The 21,978-nt window shown below is 74.0% G+C and carries 3 protein-coding genes; 1 reads left to right on the top strand and 2 read right to left on the bottom strand.

Annotated features, from left to right (window positions below; genetic code table 11):
* Positions 1–3: 3 nt before the first annotated feature.
* Entirely contained in the window at positions 4–1,809 is a 1,806-nt protein-coding gene (locus JIX56_RS43810; RefSeq protein WP_257549507.1) for an ABC transporter permease subunit, read from the top strand.
* A 26-nt stretch (positions 1,810–1,835) separates the two neighbouring features.
* Here JIX56_RS43810 and JIX56_RS43805 read toward each other — a convergent pair whose 3' ends face one another.
* Both JIX56_RS43805 and JIX56_RS43800 read right to left on the bottom strand, forming a co-directional pair.
* Complete coding sequence (locus tag JIX56_RS43805; protein WP_257549505.1) at positions 1,836–12,902, bottom strand: type I polyketide synthase; 11,067 nt, start codon at positions 12,900–12,902, stop codon at positions 1,836–1,838.
* Positions 12,903–12,942: 40 nt separating this feature from the next.
* Positions 12,943–21,918 carry an SDR family NAD(P)-dependent oxidoreductase gene (locus JIX56_RS43800; protein ID WP_443031984.1) on the bottom strand — a complete coding sequence of 2,992 codons (8,976 nt, stop codon included), beginning with the start codon at positions 21,916–21,918 and terminating at the stop codon, positions 12,943–12,945.
* Positions 21,919–21,978: the final 60 nt, after the last annotated feature.

Genomic DNA, 21,978 nt, shown 5'->3' with positions numbered 1-21,978 from the left:
CCGATGAGCATCACGTCGTCGGCCGGTGCCCCTGGCCTGCCGACCCGGTGGCGGGCGGGGGCCGGCCGCGTCGTCGCCGGGACCGCACTGCTGACGGCCGTCGCCTTCCTGCCCTGGCTGTCCGGCACCGACCCCGCGCTGACCGTCCTGCGTGCCCGCTCCGCCGAACAGGACCCGACCCCGGCGCAGCTGACCGCCATACGCGAGCAACTGGGCCTCGACGAGGGGCCGTTCGTCCATCTCGCGCGGTGGTTGGACGGTCTTGCGCGCGGGGACGCGGGCACCTCCTGGGTGTCCGGCGAACCGGTCCTGCCCCAGGTGGCGACCGCCTTCGCGGTCTCCGTCACGCTGATGCTCGGCGCGCTGCTGGTCACGGTAGCGGTCGCCACGCTGATCTGCGCCCGCACCCTCCATCTGGGCTCCCGGCGGCGCCTGCGGCAGGGGAAGGCGGGCGCGGGGGCGGCAGTCCTCGCCGCGCTGCCCAAGTTCCTGCTCGCCTCGCTGCTCGCGACGGTGTGCGGGGTGTGGCTGGGCTGGTTCCCCTCCCAGGGCTGGGCGGGACCGCAGTCGATGGTGCTGCCCGCGCTCGCCCTCGGGGTGCCCTCGGGGGCGATGATCGGCGGACTGCTCGACCAGTCCCTGCCCGCCGCCTTCCACGAGCCCTGGGCACAGACGTGGCGCGCCTTCGGACTTCCGCCCGGCCGTATCGCGCGCACCGCGCTGCGCCGCGCCCTGTCCGGGGTGCTGCCGCAGCTCCTGCCGACCGTCGTCGCCCTGGTCGGCGGCGCGGTCGCGGTGGAGAAGATCTTCAACATCCCGGGCCTCGGCCGTCTCGCGCTGGAGGCCGCCATCGCCCAGGATCTGCCGCCGCTGCAGACCGCGACACTGGCCCTGGTCCTGCTGGGCGTCTGCGCCGGCCTCCTGATCCAGGCGGTACGTCGCGCGCTGCTCGGCCCGGCCCTGCGAGACGGCGCCCTGCCCGCCCTGCACCCGCCCGCCCTGCCACGGCCCCGCTCACTGCCCTGGGTCATCGGCTTCTGCGCCCTCACCCTGCTCACCCTCGTCGTGGCCGGCCTGCTGCGCGATCCCCTGCACGTGGACACGACGGCCCGGCTGCTCCCACCGTCCTTCGCGCATCCGTTGGGCACCGACCCGCTCGGCCGTGACCTGCTGGCCCGGCTGGGCCACGGAGCCCTGCGCACGGCCGGTGTGGCCCTCGTGGTGACGGCGGTCAGCGCCCTCCTCGGACTTCTGATCGGCATGGCGACCCAGGTGGGAGCGGGCCTGACCGAAGTCGTGTCGACCCTGCCGGCCGTCCTCGCCGGACTGCTCACGACCGCGGTGACCGGACCGTCCGTCTGGGGCGCCGCGTGCGCGGTGTGCGTGGTGGCCTGGACGCCGTACGCCGCCCAGACGGCCGCCCTGCTCGAACAGGAACGGGCCAGCGGCCACCTGCTCGCGTCGATCTCCTTCGGCGCCGGCCCCACCTACCTCCTGCGCCACCACCTGCTGCCCGCGGTCCTGCCCGCCCTGGTGCGCAACGCCCTGCTGCGGCTGCCGACCACCGTCCTCGTCCTGGCCTCCCTCGGCTTCCTCGGCCTGGGCGAACAGCCGCCCACCCCGGAGTGGGGCCGCCTCCTGTCGGAGAACCAGCCCTACGGGGAACTGGCCCCCTGGACCGTACTCGCCCCCGCCACCGCCCTCGTCCTCCTCTCCGTCCTCGCCGTCTCCGGCACGGCGGCACCAGGCAACAGGCCCCGACGCCGCCCCGACAGGCGCGCCGGCGCGGGGAGACCGGCCGCCGCCTGATCCGGGTGGGGGAAGCAGCCCTGGTGTCAGCCGCCGAGGCCCTTCAGCCAGTCGTGAATGATCCCCGCGGTCGTCTGCCCGTGCTCCTCGATCATGGAGTGGTGGTTACCCGGGACGTCCACGACGTCCAGCGGGACGGGCCACACCGTCTGCCACTCGTCCGGGGCGCTCCGCTGATCGCCGGGGTCGGCCGCGATCGGTTCGGAGGCGCGGAGCAGCAGCGCCGGCGTGTCGAGGGGGCGGGGCTGCCACGGCTCGAAGAGGGAGAAGTAGGACGCCATCGCGGTGAGCCGCATGCCGGTCATCCGGCCGAACTCGGCCTCGCGTTCCAGGGAGCGCTCTTCCATCACGTGGACGATGTAGTCGGTCTGCGGGGTGCCCGCGAGATAGGTGTCCAGCATGACCACACCGACGGCCGGGGTGCCGAGTTCCTCCAGGCGGGCGGCGACCGCGTACGCCAGCGATCCCCCGGAGGACCGTCCGGCCAGGGCGAACGGGGCACCGTCCAGACCGCGGACGATGGTGCGCGCCGCGTGCTCGACGGCCGCCTCGACACTGCCGGCGACGAGTTCGTCCGCGGTGAATCCCGGCATCACGAGGGAGTGGGTGTCCCGCAGGCCGCGCAGGGGCCGGGCCAGCGCGATGAACTCCTGGTCGCTGGTCCACACGGAGGTGGAGGGGAGCCCGACGAGCGCCGGGTGCCCGACGCCCTCGGCCAATTTGACCAGTCCCGGTGCCTTGCCGACCGCGTCGGCTGAGGTGAAGGCGGGGCGCAGGCCCGCGGAGTTCATCAGGACCTTGCCTGCCTGGTCGTAGCGGCCGACGGTGACGGCGTGCCGGTAGAGCGCCTCCACGGCGTTCGCGACGGCCGCGGTCGGATCGGCCGGGTCCGCCGGCCGGGCGGTCGCGGGCGTGGGCGTGCCGAACTGGCGGTTCAGGGCCGCGGCCAGTTCGGTCGGGGTCGGGTGGTCGAAGACGAGGGTGGGCTGCAACCGCAGCCCGGTGGCGGCGGTGAGCCGGTTGCGCAGTTCGACGGAGGTCAGTGAGTCGAAGCCCAGCTCGCCGAAGGCGCGGTCGGCGTCGACGCCTTCGGCCCCGCCGTGCCCGAGCACCCGTGCCGCCTCGGCGCACACGAGGTCCAGCAGGGTGGCCTCGCGCGTGTCCGGGTCGAGCGTGGCGAGTTCCGGTGCCTCGGTACGGTCGCCGCGCCGGACGGCTGCCCTGCGGGGGACGGCGGAGCGGACCAGACCGCGCAGCACGGCCGGGATCCGCTCGGTGGGCAGTGCCTCGGCGGCCTGCGGGGCGAGGCGCAACGGGACGAGCAGCGGTTCGTCCGGGAGTGCCAGGGCCCGGTCGAGCGCGGCGAGGCCCGACTCGGCGGTGAAGGCCGTCAGTCCGCTCCCCGTCAGCCGGGTGCGCTCGGCCTCGTCGAGTGCGTCGGCCATGCCGCCGGTGCCCCGCCAGGGGCCCCAGGCGAGGGAGAGCGCGGGCAGTCCGAGGCGGCGGCGGTGCTGGGCCAGGGCGTCGAGGAACGTGTTGGCGGCCGCGTAGTTCGCCTGGCCGGGGCTGCCGAGGACCCCGGCGGCCGAGGAGAACAGGACGAAGGCGGTCAGCGGGAGACCGGCGGTCAGCTCGTGCAGGTGCCAGGCCGCGTCGGCCTTGGGCCGCAGGACCGTGTCCAGCCGCTCGTGGGTGAGGCCCCCGAGGAGGCCGTCGTCCACGACGCCGGCGAGATGGACGACACCGGTGAGGGGATGCTCCGTGGGGATCGCTTCCAGCAGCCGGGCGAGTTCCGCGCGGTCGGCGACGTCGCAGGCCGCGAACGTCACCCGGGCGCCGGCGTCGGTGAGTTCGGCGGCCAGCGTGTCCGCTCCCGCGGCTGCCGGTCCGCGCCGCCCCACGAGGAGCAGGTGCCGTACGCCGTGCGCGGTCACCAGATGGCGGGCGACCAGGGCACCCAGGGCGCCAGTGGCACCGGTGACCAGGACGGTGCCGTCCCCGTCGAACCGCGCAAGCGGATCGGTGGGCGCCTCGGCGGCGGCCAGCTGGGTGAGCCGGGGTACGTGTGCGGTGCCGGAGCGCAGGGCCAGCTGTGGTTCGCCCGTGGCGAGGGCGTCCGGAAGGGCGGCGAGCGAGGCGTCCTCGTCGTCGAGGTCGACCAGGACCACCCGACCGGGGTGTTCGGCCTGTGCGGCCCGTACGAGACCCCATACGGCGGCCTCGGCGGGCAGCGGCCCCGGGTCGTCCGGGCCGACCGCGACCGCGCCGCGCGTGACGAGGACCAGCGGGACATCGGCCGGCCGGTCGTCGGCGAGCCAGGGCCCGAGGACGTCGAGCGTCCGGTGGGTGAGCCGGTGGGCGGCGTCGCGGGGATCGTCGTCCTCGGCCGTCGTGCGGAAGGCGACCACGGCGGCGGGCACGGGGCCGCCGCTGTCGATCGTGTCCGTGAGGGACCGGTGGTCGAGATACGGGACGATGTCGCGGCCGGTGGCCGCGGCCAGCCCGGGGCGCAGTTCCCCGGGGTCGAGCCCGAGCATGCCCCAGGCACCGGTGGCCCGCGCGGGCGCGGAGGGGGCGGAGGGGGCGGAGGGGAACGGGACGGACGGCCACTGGAGCCGGTACAGGGGCTCGGTCCGTGGCGGGGCGGTGGCGGCCGGGAGGGACGAGGGCACACGCAGGGTCAGGGAGTCGACGGTCAGGACGGGTTCGCCGTCGGGGGTGGTGAGGGACACGGAGAGCGCGCCGTCGCCGATGGGCGCGAGCCGGGCGTGCAGTTCGGTCGCCCCCGTCGCGTGCAGCCGTACGCCCGACCAGGCGAAGGGCAGCCCCGCCGGCACGGCGGTGTCGTCGGGCCCGTCGGCGCCCAGGAGGCCGAGGGCGAGGGGCTGGAGGGCGGCGTCGAGCAGCGCGGGGTGGAGGGCGTAGTCGCTTCCCGAGCCGACCGCACCGCCCGCGCCGTCGGCGTCATCGGCGTCGTCGGCGGGCAGGACGACCCGGGCGTGGAGGACGCCGTCCGCGTCCCACAGCTCGGTCAGGCCGTGGAAGGCGGGGCCGTAGTCGAGGCCCGCCTCGGCGGTCCTGGCGTAGAAGTCGTCCAGCGGTACGGACCGGGCACCGGCGGGCGGCCGGCAGCTGGGGGAATCGGCGGCCGGTCGGCCCGCGGGAGCCAGTACACCGGTCGCGTGCCTGGTCCACGGGGCGTCGGACGTCTCCTCGGACCGGGCGTGGACGGTGAAGGGGCGCCGGCCGGTGTCGTCCTCGGCCTCGACGGTCAACTGCAGGGCGGTACCGCCGCGTTCGGGCAGCGCCAGGGGCGCGTGGATGACCAGTTCGTCGAGCTGGTCGCAGCCGACGTGCCCGCCGGCGTGCAGGGCCAGTTCGACGAAGGCCGTGCCGGGCAGCACGGCCGTTCCGCCCAGCGCGTGGTCGGCGAGCCAGGCGTGCTCGGCGAGGTCGAGCCGGCCGGTGAGCAGCAGTCCGCCGGATCCGGGCAGTGCGGTGACGGCACCGAGCAGCGGGTGGCCCGCCTCCGTGAGGCCGACGGACGAGGCGCCCCTGGCTCCGCTCGCGGCCAGGACGCGCAGCCAGAACCGACGGTGCTGGAAGGCGTACGTGGGCAACGGGACCCTGCGGGTGCCGCTGTCGGCGAAATAGGCGTCCCAGTCGACGGCCGTGCCCTCCACGGCGAGCCGCGCGACCGCCGCGACCAGGGCGTCGGCCTCGCCTCGATCGCCGCCGCGCAGTGCGGCCAGGCAGGTCACGGCATCCCTGCCGTGATCCGCGGCGGTCTCCTCGGTCATCGCGGTCAGCGCTCCGCCGGGGCCCACCTCCAGGACGGTGCGTACGCCCCGGTCGAGGAGGGTGCGCACGCCGTCGGCGAAGCGGACCGTCTCCCGTACATGGCGCACCCAGTAGGCGGGCACGCACAGTTCGGCGGCGGAGGCGGCGGCGCCGGTGACGTTGGAGACGATCGGCAGGGCGGGCTCGTGGAACTCGACCGCCGCCAGTTCCGCGGCGAAGTCAGCGAGCATGGGTTCCATGAGCGGGGAGTGGAAGGCGTGGCTGACGGCGAGGGTCCTGGTCCGGTGGCCGCGCCCGACGAACTCGGCCGCGGCCTGCAGGACGGCGTTCTCCGGTCCGGAGACGACGACCGACGAGGGCCCGTTGACCGCGGCGATGCCGACGCTGTGGTCGGAGTGGGCGGCGAGCACCCCCACCGCCTCGGTCTCGGAGGCCTGTACGGCCAGCATGACCCCGCCGGACGGCAGTGCCTGCATGAGCCGGGCGCGGGCGGCGACCACCCGGCAGGCGTCCGCGAGGGACCAGACCCCGGCGATGTGGGCGGCCACGAGCTCGCCGATGGAGTGACCGATCAGTACGTCGGGGCGTATGCCCCAGCTCTCCAGCAGCCGGTACAGGGCCACTTCCACCGCGAACAGGGCGGGCTGGGTGTATGCGGTGCGGTCCAGCTCGCCGGGCCTTTCGGTCGCCGGGGCGAGGACGACGTCACGCAGCGGGCCGGGCAGCCTCGCGTCGAACTCGGCGCAGACCTCGTCGAAGGCGGCGGCGAACACCGGATGACGCTCGTACAACTCCCGCCCCATACCCGGTCGTTGGGACCCCTGGCCGGGGAAGACGAAGGCCGTCGGGGTCTCGCGTGCTCTCGCGCGCACCACGTCGGCGGTCGTCACTCCGTCGGCCAGCGCCTCGAGTCCCGAGCGGAGCGCGGGCAGCGTGTCGGCGACGACGGCGGCGCGGTGGGTGAGCGCGCTGCGGGTGGTGGCGAGCGAGCGGGCGATGTCGATGGGGTCGGCGGGATCGGCGGGGTCGACGCCGGGGCGCTCGCGCAGATGGGCGGCGAGGCGTGCGGCCTGCGCACGGAGGGCCTCCTCGGTGTGGCCGGAGACCAGCCAGGGCACGGCGGCGACGGGCCGGGGCTGCGGGAGGGCGGGCGGGGCGTCCTCGGGCGCGGGCGCGGGCGGGCGGGCCGTGCCGGGCGACGCGTCCTCGGACGTCCGCGCGGGCTCCAGGCCGGGCGCCCCGTCCTCGGACGTCCGCGGCTGCTCCGGGCCGGGCAACTCGCCCTCAGACGTCCGCAGCTGCTCCGGGCCGGGCAACTCGCCCTCAGACATCCGCGGCTGCTCCGGGCCGGGCAACTCGCCCTCGGTTGCCTGCGGCCGCCCCGTGCCGGGCGACCCGTCCTCGGACGTCCGCGCGGGCCCCAGGCCGGGCGACGTGTTCTCGGAGGGCGCGGGTTCCCCGGCCGGCCGCTCGTCTCCGGCGGTCGGCTGCTCCGGGGGCTGTTCCAGGATGAGGTGGGCGTTGGTGCCGCTGATCCCGAACGAGGACACGCCCGCCCGGCGCGGACGCCCCGTCTCCGGCCACGGCCGGCCCTCCGTCAGCAGCCGCACCGAGTCGGCGGACCAGTCCACCTGACGGGTCGGTTCGTCCACGTGCAGCGTGGGCGGCAGCGCCCCTTCCCGGAGCGCCATCACCGTCTTGATGACACCGGCCACGCCTGCCGCGTACTGGGTGTGTCCGATGTTGGACTTCACCGAGCCGAGCCACAGCGGCCGGCCGTCGCCGCGGTCACGGCCGTAGGTCGCCAGCAGCGCCTGTGCCTCGATCGGGTCGCCGAGCCGGGTGCCGGTGCCGTGGGCCTCGACGGCGTCGACGTCCGAGGGCGCGAGGCCGGCGCTCGCCAACGCCGCCCGGATCACCCGCTGTTGGGACGGTCCGTTCGGCGCGGTCAGGCCGTTCGACGCGCCGTCCTGGTTCACGGCCGAGCCCCGCACCACGGCGAGGATGTCGTGTCCGTTGCGCAGTGCGTCCGAGAGCCGTTCCACCACGACGACACCGACGCCCTCGCCCCACCCGGTGCCGTCGGCCGAGTCGGCGAAGGCCTTGCAGCGGCCGTCGGAGGACAGCCCGCCCTGGTTGGCGAACTCGGCGAACGCGCCCGGCGTGGCCATGACGCTCACTCCGCCGGCGAGCGCGAGGTCGCACTCCCCGGCGCGCAGCGCCTGCCCCGCGAGGTGCAGGGCGACCAGCGAGGACGAACAGGCCGTGTCGACGGTGACCGCCGGGCCCTCCAGGCCCAGCGTGTACGAGACACGGCCCGACATGACGCTGCCCGACGAACTGGTCAGGGCGTAACCGTCGGCCAGGGAGGCGGAGTTCATCAGCAGGGCGCCGTACTCCTGCGGGGTGCCGCCGACGAACACGCCGGTGCGGCTGCCGCGCAGCGACAGCGGATCGACGCCGGTCCGCTCGATCGCCTCCCAGGCGACCTCCAGCAGCAGCCGCTGCTGGGGGTCCATCGACAGGGCCTCGCGCGGTGAGATGCCGAAGAAGTCGGCGTCGAAGTCACCCGCGTCGTAGAGGAAGGCGCCCTGGCCGGACAGGCTGGTCTGCCGGCCGGGGTCGAAGAGCGCCGGCGAGTCCCAGCCGCGGTCGGTCGGGAAGTCCGACATCTCGTCGCGGCCCTCGGCCACGACCCGCCACAGGTCCTCGGGCCCGCGCACGCCGCCGGGGTACCGGCAGGCCATGCCGACGATCACGAGCGGGTCCTCGTCCACCGGCCGCTGGTCCGGCCGTGGGGCGGTGTCCGCCGGCTCCGGGCCGCCGAGGAGTTCCGCGCGCAGGAGGGTGGCGAGGGCGGTGGGTGTCGGGTGGTCGAAGACGAGGGTGGCGGGCAGCCGGAGGCCGGTGGCGGTGTTCAGCCGGTTGCGCAGCTCGGTCGCCGTCAGCGAGTCGAACCCCAGGTCCTTGAAGGCCCGGCCGGCGGCGACCTCGGTGGTGTCGGTGTGTCCGAGCACGGCCGCGGCCCGGGACCGTACGAGGTCGAGGAGCGTGGCACGCTGCTCCGGCTCGCTGAGCGCGGTGAGGGTGTCCCGCAGCCGGCCGGCGGTGCCGCCGTCGCCGTCCGCCCGGTCGTCGTCGGTGCGTTCGCCGCGCAGGGCGCGGGCGGCTTCGGGGATCTCCTCGATCAGCGGACGGCGGCGGGCCAGCGCGTAGACGGGGGCGAACCGCTCCCAGTCCATGTCACTGACCGTCAGGGCCGTCTCGCCCTGCTCGACCGCCTCGCGCATGACCTCGATGGCGGACTCCGGCCGCATCTGCCGCACTCCCATGCGCTGGAGCTGGTCGGCGAGCGACTCGAACCCTTCGAGCATGCCGCCGCCTGCCCAGCCGCCCCACGCCAGCGACGTCGCCGTCAGGCCACGCGCACGCCGCTCGAACGCCAGCCCGTCGAGGAACGCGTTGGCAGCCGCGTACGTACCGTTGCCCGCACTCCCCCACACCGCCGCACCCGACGAGAACAACACGAACGCGTCCAGATCCACACCGGCCGTCAGCTCGTCCAGATGCCGCGCACCCCACACCTTCGCGGCCATACCCGCCACCAGCTCCTCCGGCTCGACGGCGAGCGCCGGGCCGTAGCTGGTGGAGCTGGCGGTGTGCAGGACGGCGGTCAGGGGCCACTGCTCGGGTACGTCCGCGAGTACGGCCGCCAGCGCGTCGCGGTCGGCCACGTCGCATGCGGCGAAGGTCACCTCGGCGCCCAGAGCACGCAGTTCTTCCGCGAGCCCGTCCGCTCCGGGGGCCTCGGCCCCACGGCGGCTGAGCAGCAGCAGGTGCTCCGCTCCCTCGCCGGCCAGCCAGCGGGCCAGGTGGGCGGCGATACCGCCGGTGCCGCCCGTGATGAGGACGGTACCGCTCGGCTTCCAGGGCTGGACCGGACCACGGTCGGTGAACGGGGCGCGCACCAGGCGCCGCGCGTAGGCCGCAGGACCACGGATCGCCAACTGGTCCTCGCCCGTGGCGGCCTGGGACAGCAGGGTGGCCAGCAGGGCGGCGGTGCTCTCGCTCCACTCCCGGGGCAGATCGATGAGGCCGCCCCACCGGTCGGGATGCTCCAGGCCCAGCACTTGGCCGAGCCCCCACAGTTGCATCGCCTCCGGCCGTACGGCATCGCTCGTGGCCACGGCGGCGGCACCCCGGGTGAGCCACCACAGCGGCGCGTTCACCTCGGCCTCGCTCAGCTCCTGCGCGAGGGCGAGGGCTTCGCCGACGGACTCCAGGAGGGAGACCACACCGGCGTACTCGCCCGGGACGGCGTACGAGGAGATCTCCACCTCGGCACCGGCCGCCCGCAGCGCCCCGGCCACTTCTTCCCCGTCACTCCCCTCGGGCACCACCAGCAGCCAGCGCCCCGACAGGAGCGCGCCCTCGCCCGCGCGCGTCGACGGGGTGAGGCGCCGCCAGGTCACCCGGTAACGCCAGCCGTCGACCACCCGGCCGACCCCGGCCCCGGCTCCCGCGCCGACCGGAGTCTCCATCCAGTAGCGGCGGTGTTGGAAGGCGTAGGTCGGCAGGTCCACCGTCCGGACATCCATACCGTCGAAGCACGTGCCCCAGTCGACCGGCGCGCCGTGCGCGTACGCCTCACCCAGGGACAGCAACAACCGCTCCAGCCCGCCCTCACCCCGACGCAGAGTGCCGGTGACGACCGCCTCACGCCCAGCCGCCTGAGCGGTGTCCTGCACCGCACCCGTCAGCACCGGATGCGGACTCACCTCCACGAACAACTGATGCCCGGCCCGCACCAGCGCGGCCACCGTGGACTCCAGGCAGACCGTGGAACGCAGGTTCCGGTACCAGTACTCGGCGTCCAGGCCCGTTGTATCCAACCGGCCGCCGGTCACCGTCGAATAGAACGGCACCCGCCCCGCCACCGGCGCCAACTCCCCCAGAACATCAAGGAGTTCCGCACGGATCTGCTCCACCTGCACGGAATGCGAGGCATAGTCGACATCGATGCGCTTGGCCCGCGCGCCCCGGGCCACCGCCTCCGCAATCACCTCATCCAGCGCATCCGTCGCGCCCGCGACGACCACGGAGGACGGGCCGTTGACGGCGGCCAGGTCCACCCGACCGTCCGCCAGCGCCTTCAGACCACGAACCTCATCCGCCGGCAACTGCACCGACGCCATCCCACCCTGCCCGGACAACGCCACGATCGCCTGAGAGCGCAACGCCGCCACCCGCGCCCCGTCCTCCAACGACAACGCCCCGGCCACCACAGCGGCCGCGATCTCACCCTGGGAGTGACCCACGACAGTGGCCGGCTCCACCCCGTACGACCGCCACACCTGCGCCAGACTCACCATCACCGCCCACAACACCGGCTGGACCACATCCACCCGGCCCAACCCGCCACCGTCGCGAAGCACTTCGGACAGCGACCAGTCCACGAACACCGACAACGCCGCCTCGCACTCGGCCATCCGCGCCGCGAACACCGGCGAAGAATCCAGCAACTCCACCGCCATCCCCAACCACTGCGACCCCTGACCCGGAAACACGAAGACGGTCTTCGCCTTGGTGCCCGTTCCCTTCACCACACCAGGCGTCTCTTCGGCCTCGGCGAGGGCCCGCAGCCGGTCCAGGAAACCGTCGCGGTCGTCGGCGAGGAGGACGGCTCGGTGTTCCAGCGCGGCGCGAGTCGTGGCGAGGGAGTGGCCCACGTCGGTCAGGCCGAGTTCGGGGTCCTCGCTCAGGTGCGCGTGGAGACGGCGGGCCTGGTCGCGCAGGGCTCCTTCGGTGGCTGCGGAGAGGGGCCAGGGCAGGGTGGCTCGGGCTGCGGTACGGTCCGGTCGCGTCCCGGCCTCGGTGCCGGTGCCGGTGCCGGGTCCGGTCCCGGGGGCCGTCTCGGTCTCAGGAGCCTGCTCAAGGATCACATGCACGTTCGTGCCGCTGATCCCGAACGACGACACGCCCGCCCGGCGCGGGCGTCCTGTCTCCGGCCACGGCTGATCCTCGGTCAGCAGTTCCACCGCGCCCGCCGACCAGTCCACCTCACCGCTGGGCGCGTCGACATGAAGGGTGCGCGGCAGCGCGCCGTGCCGCAGCGCCATGACCGTCTTGATCACACCCGCCACGCCCGACACGGCCTGCGTATGGCCGATGTTCGACTTCAACGAGCCCAGGTAGAGGGGTTGTTCCCGGTTCTGCCCGTAGGTCGCGAGGAGGGCCTGTGCCTCGATCGGGTCGCCGAGCCGGGTCCCCGTGCCGTGCGCCTCGACCGCGTCCACGTCCGATGTCGACAGCCCCGCGCTCGCCAGGGCCTGACGAATCACGCGCTGCTGCGCCGGACCGCTGGGAGCGCTCAACCCGTTGGACGCACCGTCCTGGTTCGCCGCCGAACCCCGCAGCACCGCCAGCACCCGGTGACCGTTGCGCCGCGCGTCCGACAACCGTTCCAGCAGGACGACGGCGGCGCCCTCGCCCCAGCCGATGCCGTCGGCGGCGTCCGCGAACGCCTTGCAGCGGCCGTCGGGGGCCAGGCCGCGCTGGCGGGCGAAGACGACGAAGCCCGCCGGGGTGGCGAGGATGCCCGCACCGCCGGCCAGCGCGAGGGAGCAGTCGCCCTGGCGCAGCGACTGGGCCGCGAGGTGCAGGGCGACCAGCGAGGAGGAGCAGGCCGTGTCGACGGTGACCGCCGGCCCCTGGAGGCCGAGGGAGTACGAGACGCGCCCGGACATCACGCTGCCGGTGCCACCGGTGAGGGCGTAGCCCTGGTCCTCGGTGGAGTCGAGGAGCATGGCGCCGTAACCGGTCGGCAGACCGCCGACGAAGACGCCGGTACGGCTGCCGCGCAGCGACAGGGGGTTGATCCTGGCCCGTTCGATCGCCTCCCAGGACGTCTCCAGCAGGAGTCGCTGCTGCGGGTCCATCGCCAGCGCCTCACGCGGTGAGATGCCGAAGAGGGCGGGATCGAAGTCGCCGGCCTCGTACAGGAACGCACCTTCCTGCGTGTACGTCTTGCCGGGTTTGTCCGGGTCGGGATCGTAGAGATCGTCGAGGTCCCAGCCCCGGTCGGTGGGCAGTCCGCCGACGGTGTCGACTCCGTCGGCGACCAGCCGCCACAGTCGTTCCGGAGAGTCGGCGCCGCCGGGGAGCCGGCAGGCCATGCCGATGACCGCGAGGGGCTCGCGCCACTTGTCCTGGGATTCCCGGAGCTGCTCGCGGGTCTGCTGCAACTCCGCGGTGACCCGCCGCAGGTATGTACGGAGCTTGTCCTCGGTCATGGTCGACTCCAGTTCGGTGTGATGGGGCCCCGGGACGGGGTCAGGACACGCCCAGATCGCGGTCGATGAGGTCGAAGATCTCGTCGTCGGTGGCCGAGTCGAGATGGTCCGCCGTGCGGGGCTCGGCCGCCTGGTCCGTGGCGCCGAGCCTGCCCGCGAGGTCGCGCAGCCGTTGCGCGATGTCGGCGCGGGTGTCGGCGTCCATGTCGGGCGCGGCGGCCGCGCGGAAGAGGGCCTGCTCCATACGGTCGAGTTCCTGCTGGACGCGCAGCGCGTCCAGCACGCCGTCCGGTGTGCCGGCCAGCAGTTCGCCGCGCAGGAGAGTGGCGAGGGCGGTGGGCGTCGGGTGGTCGAAGACGAGGGTGGCGGGCAGCCGGAGGCCGGTGGCGGTGTTCAGCCGGTTGCGCAGCTCGGTCGCCGTCAGCGAGTCGAACCCCAGGTCCTTGAACGGCCGGTCCGCGGTGAGGGCGTCCGGTGACGCGTGGCCGAGTACGGCCGAGGCGTGTTCGCGGACCAGTTCCACGAGCATGTCCTGCCGTTCGGCGTCGGTCAGCCCGGTGAGGCTCTCGCGCAGCCGGGCGGTCGCCGTGTCGTCGCTCTCGCCCTGCCGGGCGGTCGTGTCCTCGCCGCGCAGGGCGCGGGCGGCTTCGGGGATCTCCTCGATCAGCGGACGGCGGCGGGCCAGCGCGTAGACGGGGGCGAACCGCTCCCAGTCCATGTCACTGACGGCGAGCGTGGTCTCGTCGTGTTCGACGGCCTCCCGCATGACGCCGATGGCCAGTTCGGGCTGCATCTGGCGTACGCCCATGCGTTCCAGTTGCCCGGCGACGGCCTCGGAGCCTTCGAGCATGCCGCCGCCTGCCCAGCCGCCCCACGCCAGCGACGTCGCCGTCAGGCCACGCGCACGCCGCTCGAACGCCAGCCCGTCGAGGAACGCGTTGGCAGCCGCGTACGTACCGTTGCCCGCACTCCCCCACACCGCCGCACCCGACGAGAACAACACGAACGCGTCCAGATCCACACCGGCCGTCAGCTCGTCCAGATGCCGCGCACCCCACACCTTCGCGGCCATACCCGCCACCAGCTCCTCCGGCTCGATGGACAGGACGTCCGCGAAGGTCGCCACTCCGGCGGCGTGGACGACGGCGGTCAGCGGCAGGTCTTCGGGTACGTCCGCGAGTACGGCCGCCAGCGCGTCCCGGTCGGTCACATCACAGGCCGCGAACGTCGTCCGCGTGCCCAACGCCTCCAGTTCCCGGCCGAGTTCGGCGGCGCCCGGCGCCTCGGCACCGCGACGGCTCGTCAGCACCAGATGGTCCGCTCCCTCGGCGGCCAGCCAGCGCGCCACATGGGCGCCGATACCGCCGGTGCCGCCCGTCACCAGCACGGTTCCCCGCGGCTGCCACGAGCGTGCGGGGGCACGGCCGGTGAGCGCGGCCCGCACCAACCGCCGTACGAAGACACCTGATTCGCGTACGGCGACCTGGTCCTCTCCGTCCGCCGACGCGGCCAGCACGCCCGCCAGCGACCGGCCGGTGTGCTCGGTCCACGCCGCGGGCAGGTCGATGAGCCCGCCCCACCGGTCGGCATGCTCCAGCCCCACGACCTGGCCGAGCGCCCACAACTGAGCCGCCTCCGGCCGAACCGTGTCGCCGGCCGTCGCGGCGGCGGCGCCGTCCGTCAGCCACCACAACGGTGCCTCCACGCCGACCGCGTCGAGGTCCTTGAGGAGGGTTACGGCGGCGTCGAGGGAGCCGGGTGACGCGATCACGCCCGCGTAGTCACCGGCGACGATCTCCGTGGCGACGTCCACCTCGGCACCGGCAGCGCGCAACGCCGTGGCCACCCGCTCGTCGGGCGACACCAGCAGCCAGCGCCCCGACAGTGGAGTGTCCTCGGCCTGGGCACGGCGCCGCCAGACGACCCGGTAACGCCAGTCGTCCACAGCCCGGCGAACGCCACCGGGCACCGACATGGTCTCGGGCCAGTAGCGGCGGTGTTGGAAGGCGTAGGTCGGCAGGTCCACCGTCCGGACATCCATACCGTCGAAGCACGTGCCCCAGTCGACCGGCGCGCCGTGCGCGTACGCCTCACCCAGGGACAGCAACAACCGCTCCAGACCGCCCTCACCCCGGCGCAAGGTCCCCGTCACGACCGCCTCACGCCCGGCCGCCTGGGCGGTGTCCTGCACCGCACCCGTCAGCACCGGATGCGGACTCACCTCCACGAACAACTGATGCCCGGCCCGCACCAGCGCGGCCACCGTGGACTCCAGGCAGACCGTGGAGCGTAGGTTCCGGTACCAGTACTCGGCGTCCAGGCCCGTTGTGTCCAACCGGCCGCCGGTCACCGTCGAATAGAACGGCACCCGCGCCGCCACCGGCGCCAACTCCCCCAGAACATCAAGGAGTTCCGCACGGATCTGCTCCACCTGCACGGAGTGGGAGGCGTAGTCGACGTCGATGCGCTTGGCCCGGGCGCCCCGGGCGACCGCCTCCGCAATCACCTCATCCAGCGCGTCCGTCGCGCCCGCGACGACCACCGAGGAGGGACCGTTGACGGCGGCCAGGTCCACCCGACCGTCCGCCAGCGCCTTCAGACCACGAACCTCATCCGCCGGCAACTGCACCGACGCCATCCCACCGTGACCGGACAGGACCAGGATCGCCTTCGAACGCAACGCCACCACCCGCGCCCCGTCCTCCAACGACAACGCCCCGGCCACCACAGCGGCCGCGATCTCACCCTGGGAGTGACCCACGACAGCGGCCGGCTCCACCCCGTACGACCGCCACACCTCCGCCAGACTCACCATCACCGCCCACAACACCGGCTGGACCACATCCACCCGGCCCAACCCGCCACCATCGCGGAGCACTTCGGACAGCGACCAGTCCACGAACGCGGACAACGCCGCCTCGCACTCGGCCATCCGGGACGCGAACACCGGCGAAGAATCCAGCAACTCCACCGCCATCCCCACCCACTGCGACCCCTGACCCGGAAACACGAAGACGGCACCGGAGTCCCCGGCCCGGCCCGAGACCACCCCCGCACCCGGCCGCCCCTCCGCCACAGCCGACAGGCCCCGCAGCAACTCCTCCCGCCCACCCCCGACGACCACCGCCCGATGCTCCAACGCCGCCCGCGACACCGCCAACGACCAACCGATGTCCACCGCGCGGCCCAAGCTCCCCGCACGGTTCAGCAGCCGCGCCGCCTGTCCCCGCAGCGCGGCCTCACTGCGCCCCGACAGCACCCAGGGCACGACCTGCCCGTCGGCGCCCGGCTCCGACAACGCCCCCTCGTCATCCCCCTGCTCGAGGATGATGTGCGCGTTGGTGCCGCTGATCCCGAACGACGACACCGCCATCCGCCGCGGACGCCCCGCCTCCCCCGGCCACTCCCGCGCCTCGGTCAGCAACTCCACCGCACCGGCGGACCAGTCCACCTCACCACTGGGTGCGTCGACATGCAGGGTGCACGGCAGTACTCCGTGCCGCAGCGCCATCACCGTCTTGATCACACCCGCCACACCCGACACAGCCTGCGTATGACCGATGTTCGACTTCAACGAGCCGACATACAGCGGTCGTTCACGGTTCTGTCCGTAGGTCGCGAGCAGCGCCTGTGCCTCGATCGGGTCGCCGAGCCGGGTCCCCGTGCCGTGCGCCTCCACCGCGTCCACATCCGACGCCGACAGCCCGGCGCTCGCCAACGCGTCCCGGATCACCCGCTGTTGCGCCGGACCGCTGGGAGCGCTCAACCCGTTGGACGCACCGTCCTGGTTCGCCGCCGAACCCCGTAGCACCGCAAGCACCCGGTGACCGTTGCGCCGGGCGTCCGACTGCCGTTCCACGGCCAGGAAGGCGACGCCCTCGGCCCAGCCGGTGCCGTCGGCCGAGTCGGCGAACGCCTTGCAGCGGCCGTCGGAAGCCAGCCCGCCCTGCCGGGCGAACTCGTCGAAGGCGCCCGGGGTGGGCATGACGGCGACGCCGCCGACCAGGGCGAGGTCGCACTCACCTCGGCTCAGCGCCTGGGAGGCGAGGTGAAGGGAGACGAGCGAGGAGGAGCAGGCGGTGTCGACGGTCAGTGCGGGGCCCTGGAGTCCGAGCACGTACGAGATGCGGCCGGACATCACGCTGCCGCTGTTGCCGGTGAGGAGATAGCCGCCGGCGTCGCCCGCGTCGCCCAGTACGGCGCCGTAGCCGGTGGGGGTGCCGCCGACGAAGACGCCGGTACGGCTGCCGCGCAGGGACGAGGGGTCGATTCCCGCGCGCTCCACCGCCTCCCACGACACCTCCAGCAGCAGCCGCTGCTGCGGGTCCATCGCCAGCGCCTCACGCGGCGAGATCCCGAAGAACTCCGCGTCGAACCCGCCGACGTCGGTGAGGAATCCGCCCTGCTGGGCGGTGGACGTTCCCCAGGCGTCCCAGCCCCGGTCGTCCGGCGCTCCGGAGATCTCGTCGCGGCCGTCGACGACCAGCTGCCACAGGTCCTCGGGGCCGGTGACGCCGCCGGGGAGCCGACAGGCCATGCCGATGATCACCAGGGGGTCGTCCTGGTCCACCTGCCGTACGACGACGGTCCGGCTGTCCGGGTCGGCGCCGCCGAGCAGTTCGCGGTGGACGTGGGCGGCGAGGGCGGTGGGGGTCGGGTGGTCGAAGACGAGGGTGGCGGGCAGGCGGAGACCGGTGGCGGCGGTCAGCCGGTTGCGCAGCTCGGTCGCCGTCAGCGAGTCGAACCCCAGGTCCTTGAACGGCCGGTCCGCCGCGACCTCGGCCACGTCGGTGTGCCCGAGCACGGCTGCCGCGCGCGACCGGACGAGGTCCAGCAGGGTGGTGCGCTGCTCCCGCTCGGTGAGACCGGTGAGGCCGCGGCGCAGCGCGTCGGTGTCCGGCGAACCTTGGGGAAGGGCACCGGGGTCGGCCGGTCCGCCGGGTTCGGCCTCGTTCTCCCCGGCTCGCAGGGCGTGGGCGGCTTCCGGGATGTCCTCGATGAGGGGTCGGCGGCGGGCGCCCGTGTAGACCGGGGTGAAACGGGACCAGTCGGTGTCGGTGACGGTGAGGGCGGTCTCGCCGTGCTCCACCGCCTCCCGCATGGCGGACAGCGCGAGTTCGGGGTCCATGAGCGCCAGTCCCATCCGGGCGAGGGACTGTTCGTCGAGGTCGGCCGCCATTCCCTCGGAGCGCCAGGTGCCCCACGCCAGTGACGTGGCGGGCAGCCCGCGGGTGCGGCGGTCGTGGGCCAGGGCGTCGAGGTGGGCGTTGGCCGCCGCGTAGGCGCCCTGCGAGCCGCCGCCCCAGGAGGCGGCGCCGGAGGAGAAGAGGACGAAGGCGTCCAGGTCGAGGTGCGCGGTCAGCTCGTCCAGGTTCCGGGCGCCCAGCGCCTTGCCGGAGACGACCTCGTCGAGCTCCGCCGCGGACAGGTCGCGGACCTTGGTGTAGCGGACGATGCCGGCGGCGTGGACGACGGCGGTCAGCGGGGTCGCCTGCGGGATGTCCGCGAGGACGGCCGCGAGTGCGTCCCGGTCGGCGGTGTCACAGGCCGCGAAGGTCACCTCCGCGCCGAGGGCGCGCAGTTCCGCCGCGAGTGCGTCGGCTCCCGGTGCCTCGGCGCCACGACGGCTGGTCAGTACGAGTCGCTCGGCTCCCTCGGCCGCGAGCCACCGCGCCACCCGCGCGCCGACACCGCCCGTCCCCCCGGTGACCAGGGCCGTCCCGCGGGGCTTCCACTCCTTGGCCCGCTCACGTCCGGTCAGCGGGGCCCGTACGAGACGCCGTACGAACGCTCCGGTCCCCCGCAGAGCCACCTGGTCCTCACCGCCGGCCGCACCGGCGAGGACGGCCGTGAGCGCCGTGCCCGTCTCGGCGGTCCATTCGGCGGGCACCTCGACGAGGCCGCCCCACCAGCGCGGTTCCTCCAGGCCCACGACCTGGCCGAGCCCCCACAGCTGCGCCGCCTCAGGTCGTACGGTGTCGCCCTGCGCGACCGCGACCGCGCCCGATGTCAGCCACCACAGCGGCACCTTGACATCGGCGGCGCGCAGTTCCTGTACGAGACGGACGGCCTCGGCGGCCGATTGGGGAAGCGCCACGACTCCGGTGAAGTCTCCGGCGACAGCGCCCGAGGCGGTCTCCACCTCGGCGCCGGCGGCCCGCAGTGCCTCCGCCACGGCCGTGCCGGCACTCTCCTGCGACGCCACCAGCAGCCAGCGCCCCGACAGCGAGTCGGCGGTGCCGAGGGGGCAGGGCCGCCACACGACGCGGTACCGCCAGTCGTCCACGACGCGGCCCCGGCCCGCGCCCACGGCGGTACGGGGCCAGTAGCGGCGGTGCTGGAAGGCGTACGTCGGCAGCTCCACCCGCCTCGCCCCGCTCCCGGCGAACACCGCCCGCCAGTCCACCCCCACACCACCCACATGCACCCGCGCCAACGCCTCCAACAGCGCCACCGCCTCGTCCCGCCCCCGACGCAACGCCGCCACACCCACCACCTCGGCCTCGGTCTCCTCCACCAGGGAGACCAGCGAGCCGTCGGGGCCCAACTCCAGTACCGTGCCGACGCCTTGGGCCCGCACCGCCCGCACTCCGTCGGCGAAGCGCACCGTGGCCCGTATGTGCCGCACCCAGTACTCAGGGGTGCACAGCTCCTCCCCCGCCACCTCACCGGTCACATTCGACACGACAGGGATGACCGGCGCGTCGCAGAACGTGACACCGGACAGCACCTCGGCGAACTCCGCGACCATCGGCTCCATCAACCCCGAGTGGAACGCGTGCGACACCTCCAGCCGCTTCACCCGCCGCCCCTCCGCAGCGAACCGCCCGGCAAGCTCCGCCACCGCTTCCTCGGCACCGGAGACCACCACCGACGACGGACCGTTCACCGCCGCCACCCACACACCGGCACTCTCCGCGATCTCCGCAGGGTCCGCCGCGATCGCCCACATCGCACCCCCGGACGGCAACGCCGCCATCAGCCTCCCGCGCGCCGCCACCACCCGGCAGGCGTCAGAAAGCGACCACACCCCCGCCACATGAGCCGCGACCAACTCACCCAGCGAGTGCCCGAACACCACGTCCGGCCGCACCCCCCACGACTCCACCAACCTGAACAGAGCGACTTCCATCGCGAACAGCGCGGGCTGCGCCCACCCCGTCGACGCCAACTCCTCCACCGGACCCCCGAAGACCAGCTCCTTCAACGACCCCGGCAGCAACCCCTCGAACCCGGCACACACCTCCTCGAACGCCTCCGCGAACACCGGAAACGCCTCGTACAACCCCCGTCCCATCCCCACCCGCTGCGCACCCTGACCCGAGAACACCACCGCGAGATCGCTCGGGATGGCGGTCCCCCGGACCAGTCCGGGCGCGTCGTCGCCGTCGGCGAGGGCGCGCAGTCCGGCGGTCAGGCCGGGCAGGTCCGTGGCGGTGACGGCGGCGCGGTGGTCCAGGAGGCCGCGGGTGGTGGCGAGGGAGTACGCGATGTCCGGGAGCCGGAGGCCGGGCCGGTGTTCGAGGTGAGCGAGGAGGCCGGCGGCCTGGTCGCGCAGCGCGGCCTCGCCGCGGGCGCTGAGGGTGACGGGCACGGCGGGCAGGGGTCGGCCAGAGGTCTCGTCGGGCTCTGTCGGGTCCGTGCCGGCCTGTTCGAGGATGACGTGGGCGTTGGTGCCGCTGATCCCGAACGACGACACGCCCGCCCGGCGCGGGCGTCCGGTGTCCGGCCATTCCCGTGCCTCGGTCAGCACCTTCACGGCGCCGGTGGACCAGTCCACCTGCCGTGTCGGCTCGTCGACGTGCAGGGTGCGCGGCAGCGTCCCGTGCCGGAGCGCGAGGACGGTCTTGATGACTCCGGCGACTCCGGCGGCGAACTGGGTGTGCCCGATGTTGGACTTGATGGAGCCGACCCACAACGGGCGGTCGTCGGGGCGTCCTTGACCGTAGGTCGCCAGCAGTGCCTGAGCCTCGATCGGGTCGCCGAGCCGGGTCCCGGTGCCATGCGCCTCCACCGCGTCCACGTCCGACGCCGACAGCTCCGCGTTCGCCAACGCGTCCCGGATCACCCGCTGCTGCGAGGGGCCGTTCGGAGCGGTCAGACCGTTCGAGGCGCCGTCCTGGTTCACGGCGGAACCGCGTACCACCGCCAGCACCGGATGGCCGTTGCGCCGCGCGTCCGACAGCCGCTCCACGACCAGCACGCCCGCGCCCTCGCCCCAGCCCGTGCCGTCCGCCGCTTCGGCGAACGCCTTGCAGCGGCCGTCCGACGCCGATCCGCCCTGGCTGTCGAACTCGCCGTAGATGGTGGGGGTCGTCATGACGAGGACTCCGCCGACGAGGGCGAGGTCGCACTCTCCGCCGCGTAGGGACTGCCCGGCGAGGTGGAGGGCGACGAGGGAGGAGGAGCAGGCCGTGTCCACGGTCAGGGCGGGCCCCTCCAGGCCCAGGAGGTAGGCGATCCGGCCGGACATGATGCTGGCGGGCAGGCCGGTGATGGCGTAGCCGTCGGTGTCCTCGGGGGATTCGGCGAGGAGAGCGCCGTACTCCTGGGGGGCGCCGCCGACGAAGACGCCGGTACGGCTGCCGCGCAGGGACGCCGGATCGATGCCCGCGCGTTCGACTGCCTCCCACGACACCTCCAGCAGCAGCCGCTGCTGCGGGTCCATCGCCAGCGCCTCCCGCGGCGAGATCCGGAAGAACCCGGCGTCGAAGTCGCCGGCGGTGTCCAGGAAGGCGCCCTGGTGGCCGGGGTCGAAGGAGCGGAGGTGTTGCCAGCCGCGGTCGGCGGGCGGGCCGGCCATGGCGTCGGTGCCCTCGGCGACCAGTCGCCACAGGTCCTCGGGGGCGGTGACGCCGCCGGGGAAGCGGCAGCCGATGCCGACGACGGCCAGGGGCTCGGTGGCGGCGGAGGTGAGCCGGTGGTTGTGCCGGCGCAGGCGTTCGTTCTCCAACAGGGAGGCGCGCAGCGCGTCGATGACCTCGTCGAGGGATGTGTTCATGCCACTGGCTCCCACTGGTTCTGCCGCACCGGGTACGAGCGAACGGGAAAGGTGTCTGCCCGGCCCACGGATGTC

It is taken from the genome of Streptomyces sp. CA-210063 (genome assembly GCF_024612015.1).
Classification (GTDB): domain Bacteria; phylum Actinomycetota; class Actinomycetes; order Streptomycetales; family Streptomycetaceae; genus Streptomyces.
The sequence above is the reverse complement of the archived record's forward strand: the minus strand, read 5'-3'. Positions and strand labels throughout refer to the sequence as shown.

Bases quoted from the DNA above. Each gene is read 5' to 3' on its own strand.
- JIX56_RS43805 (WP_257549505.1), bottom strand. From the start codon at position 12,902: ATGACCGAGGACAAGCTCCGTACATACCTGCGGCGGGTCACCGCGGAG.
- JIX56_RS43810 (WP_257549507.1), top strand. From the start codon at position 4: ATGAGCATCACGTCGTCGGCCGGTGCCCCTGGCCTGCCGACCCGGTGG.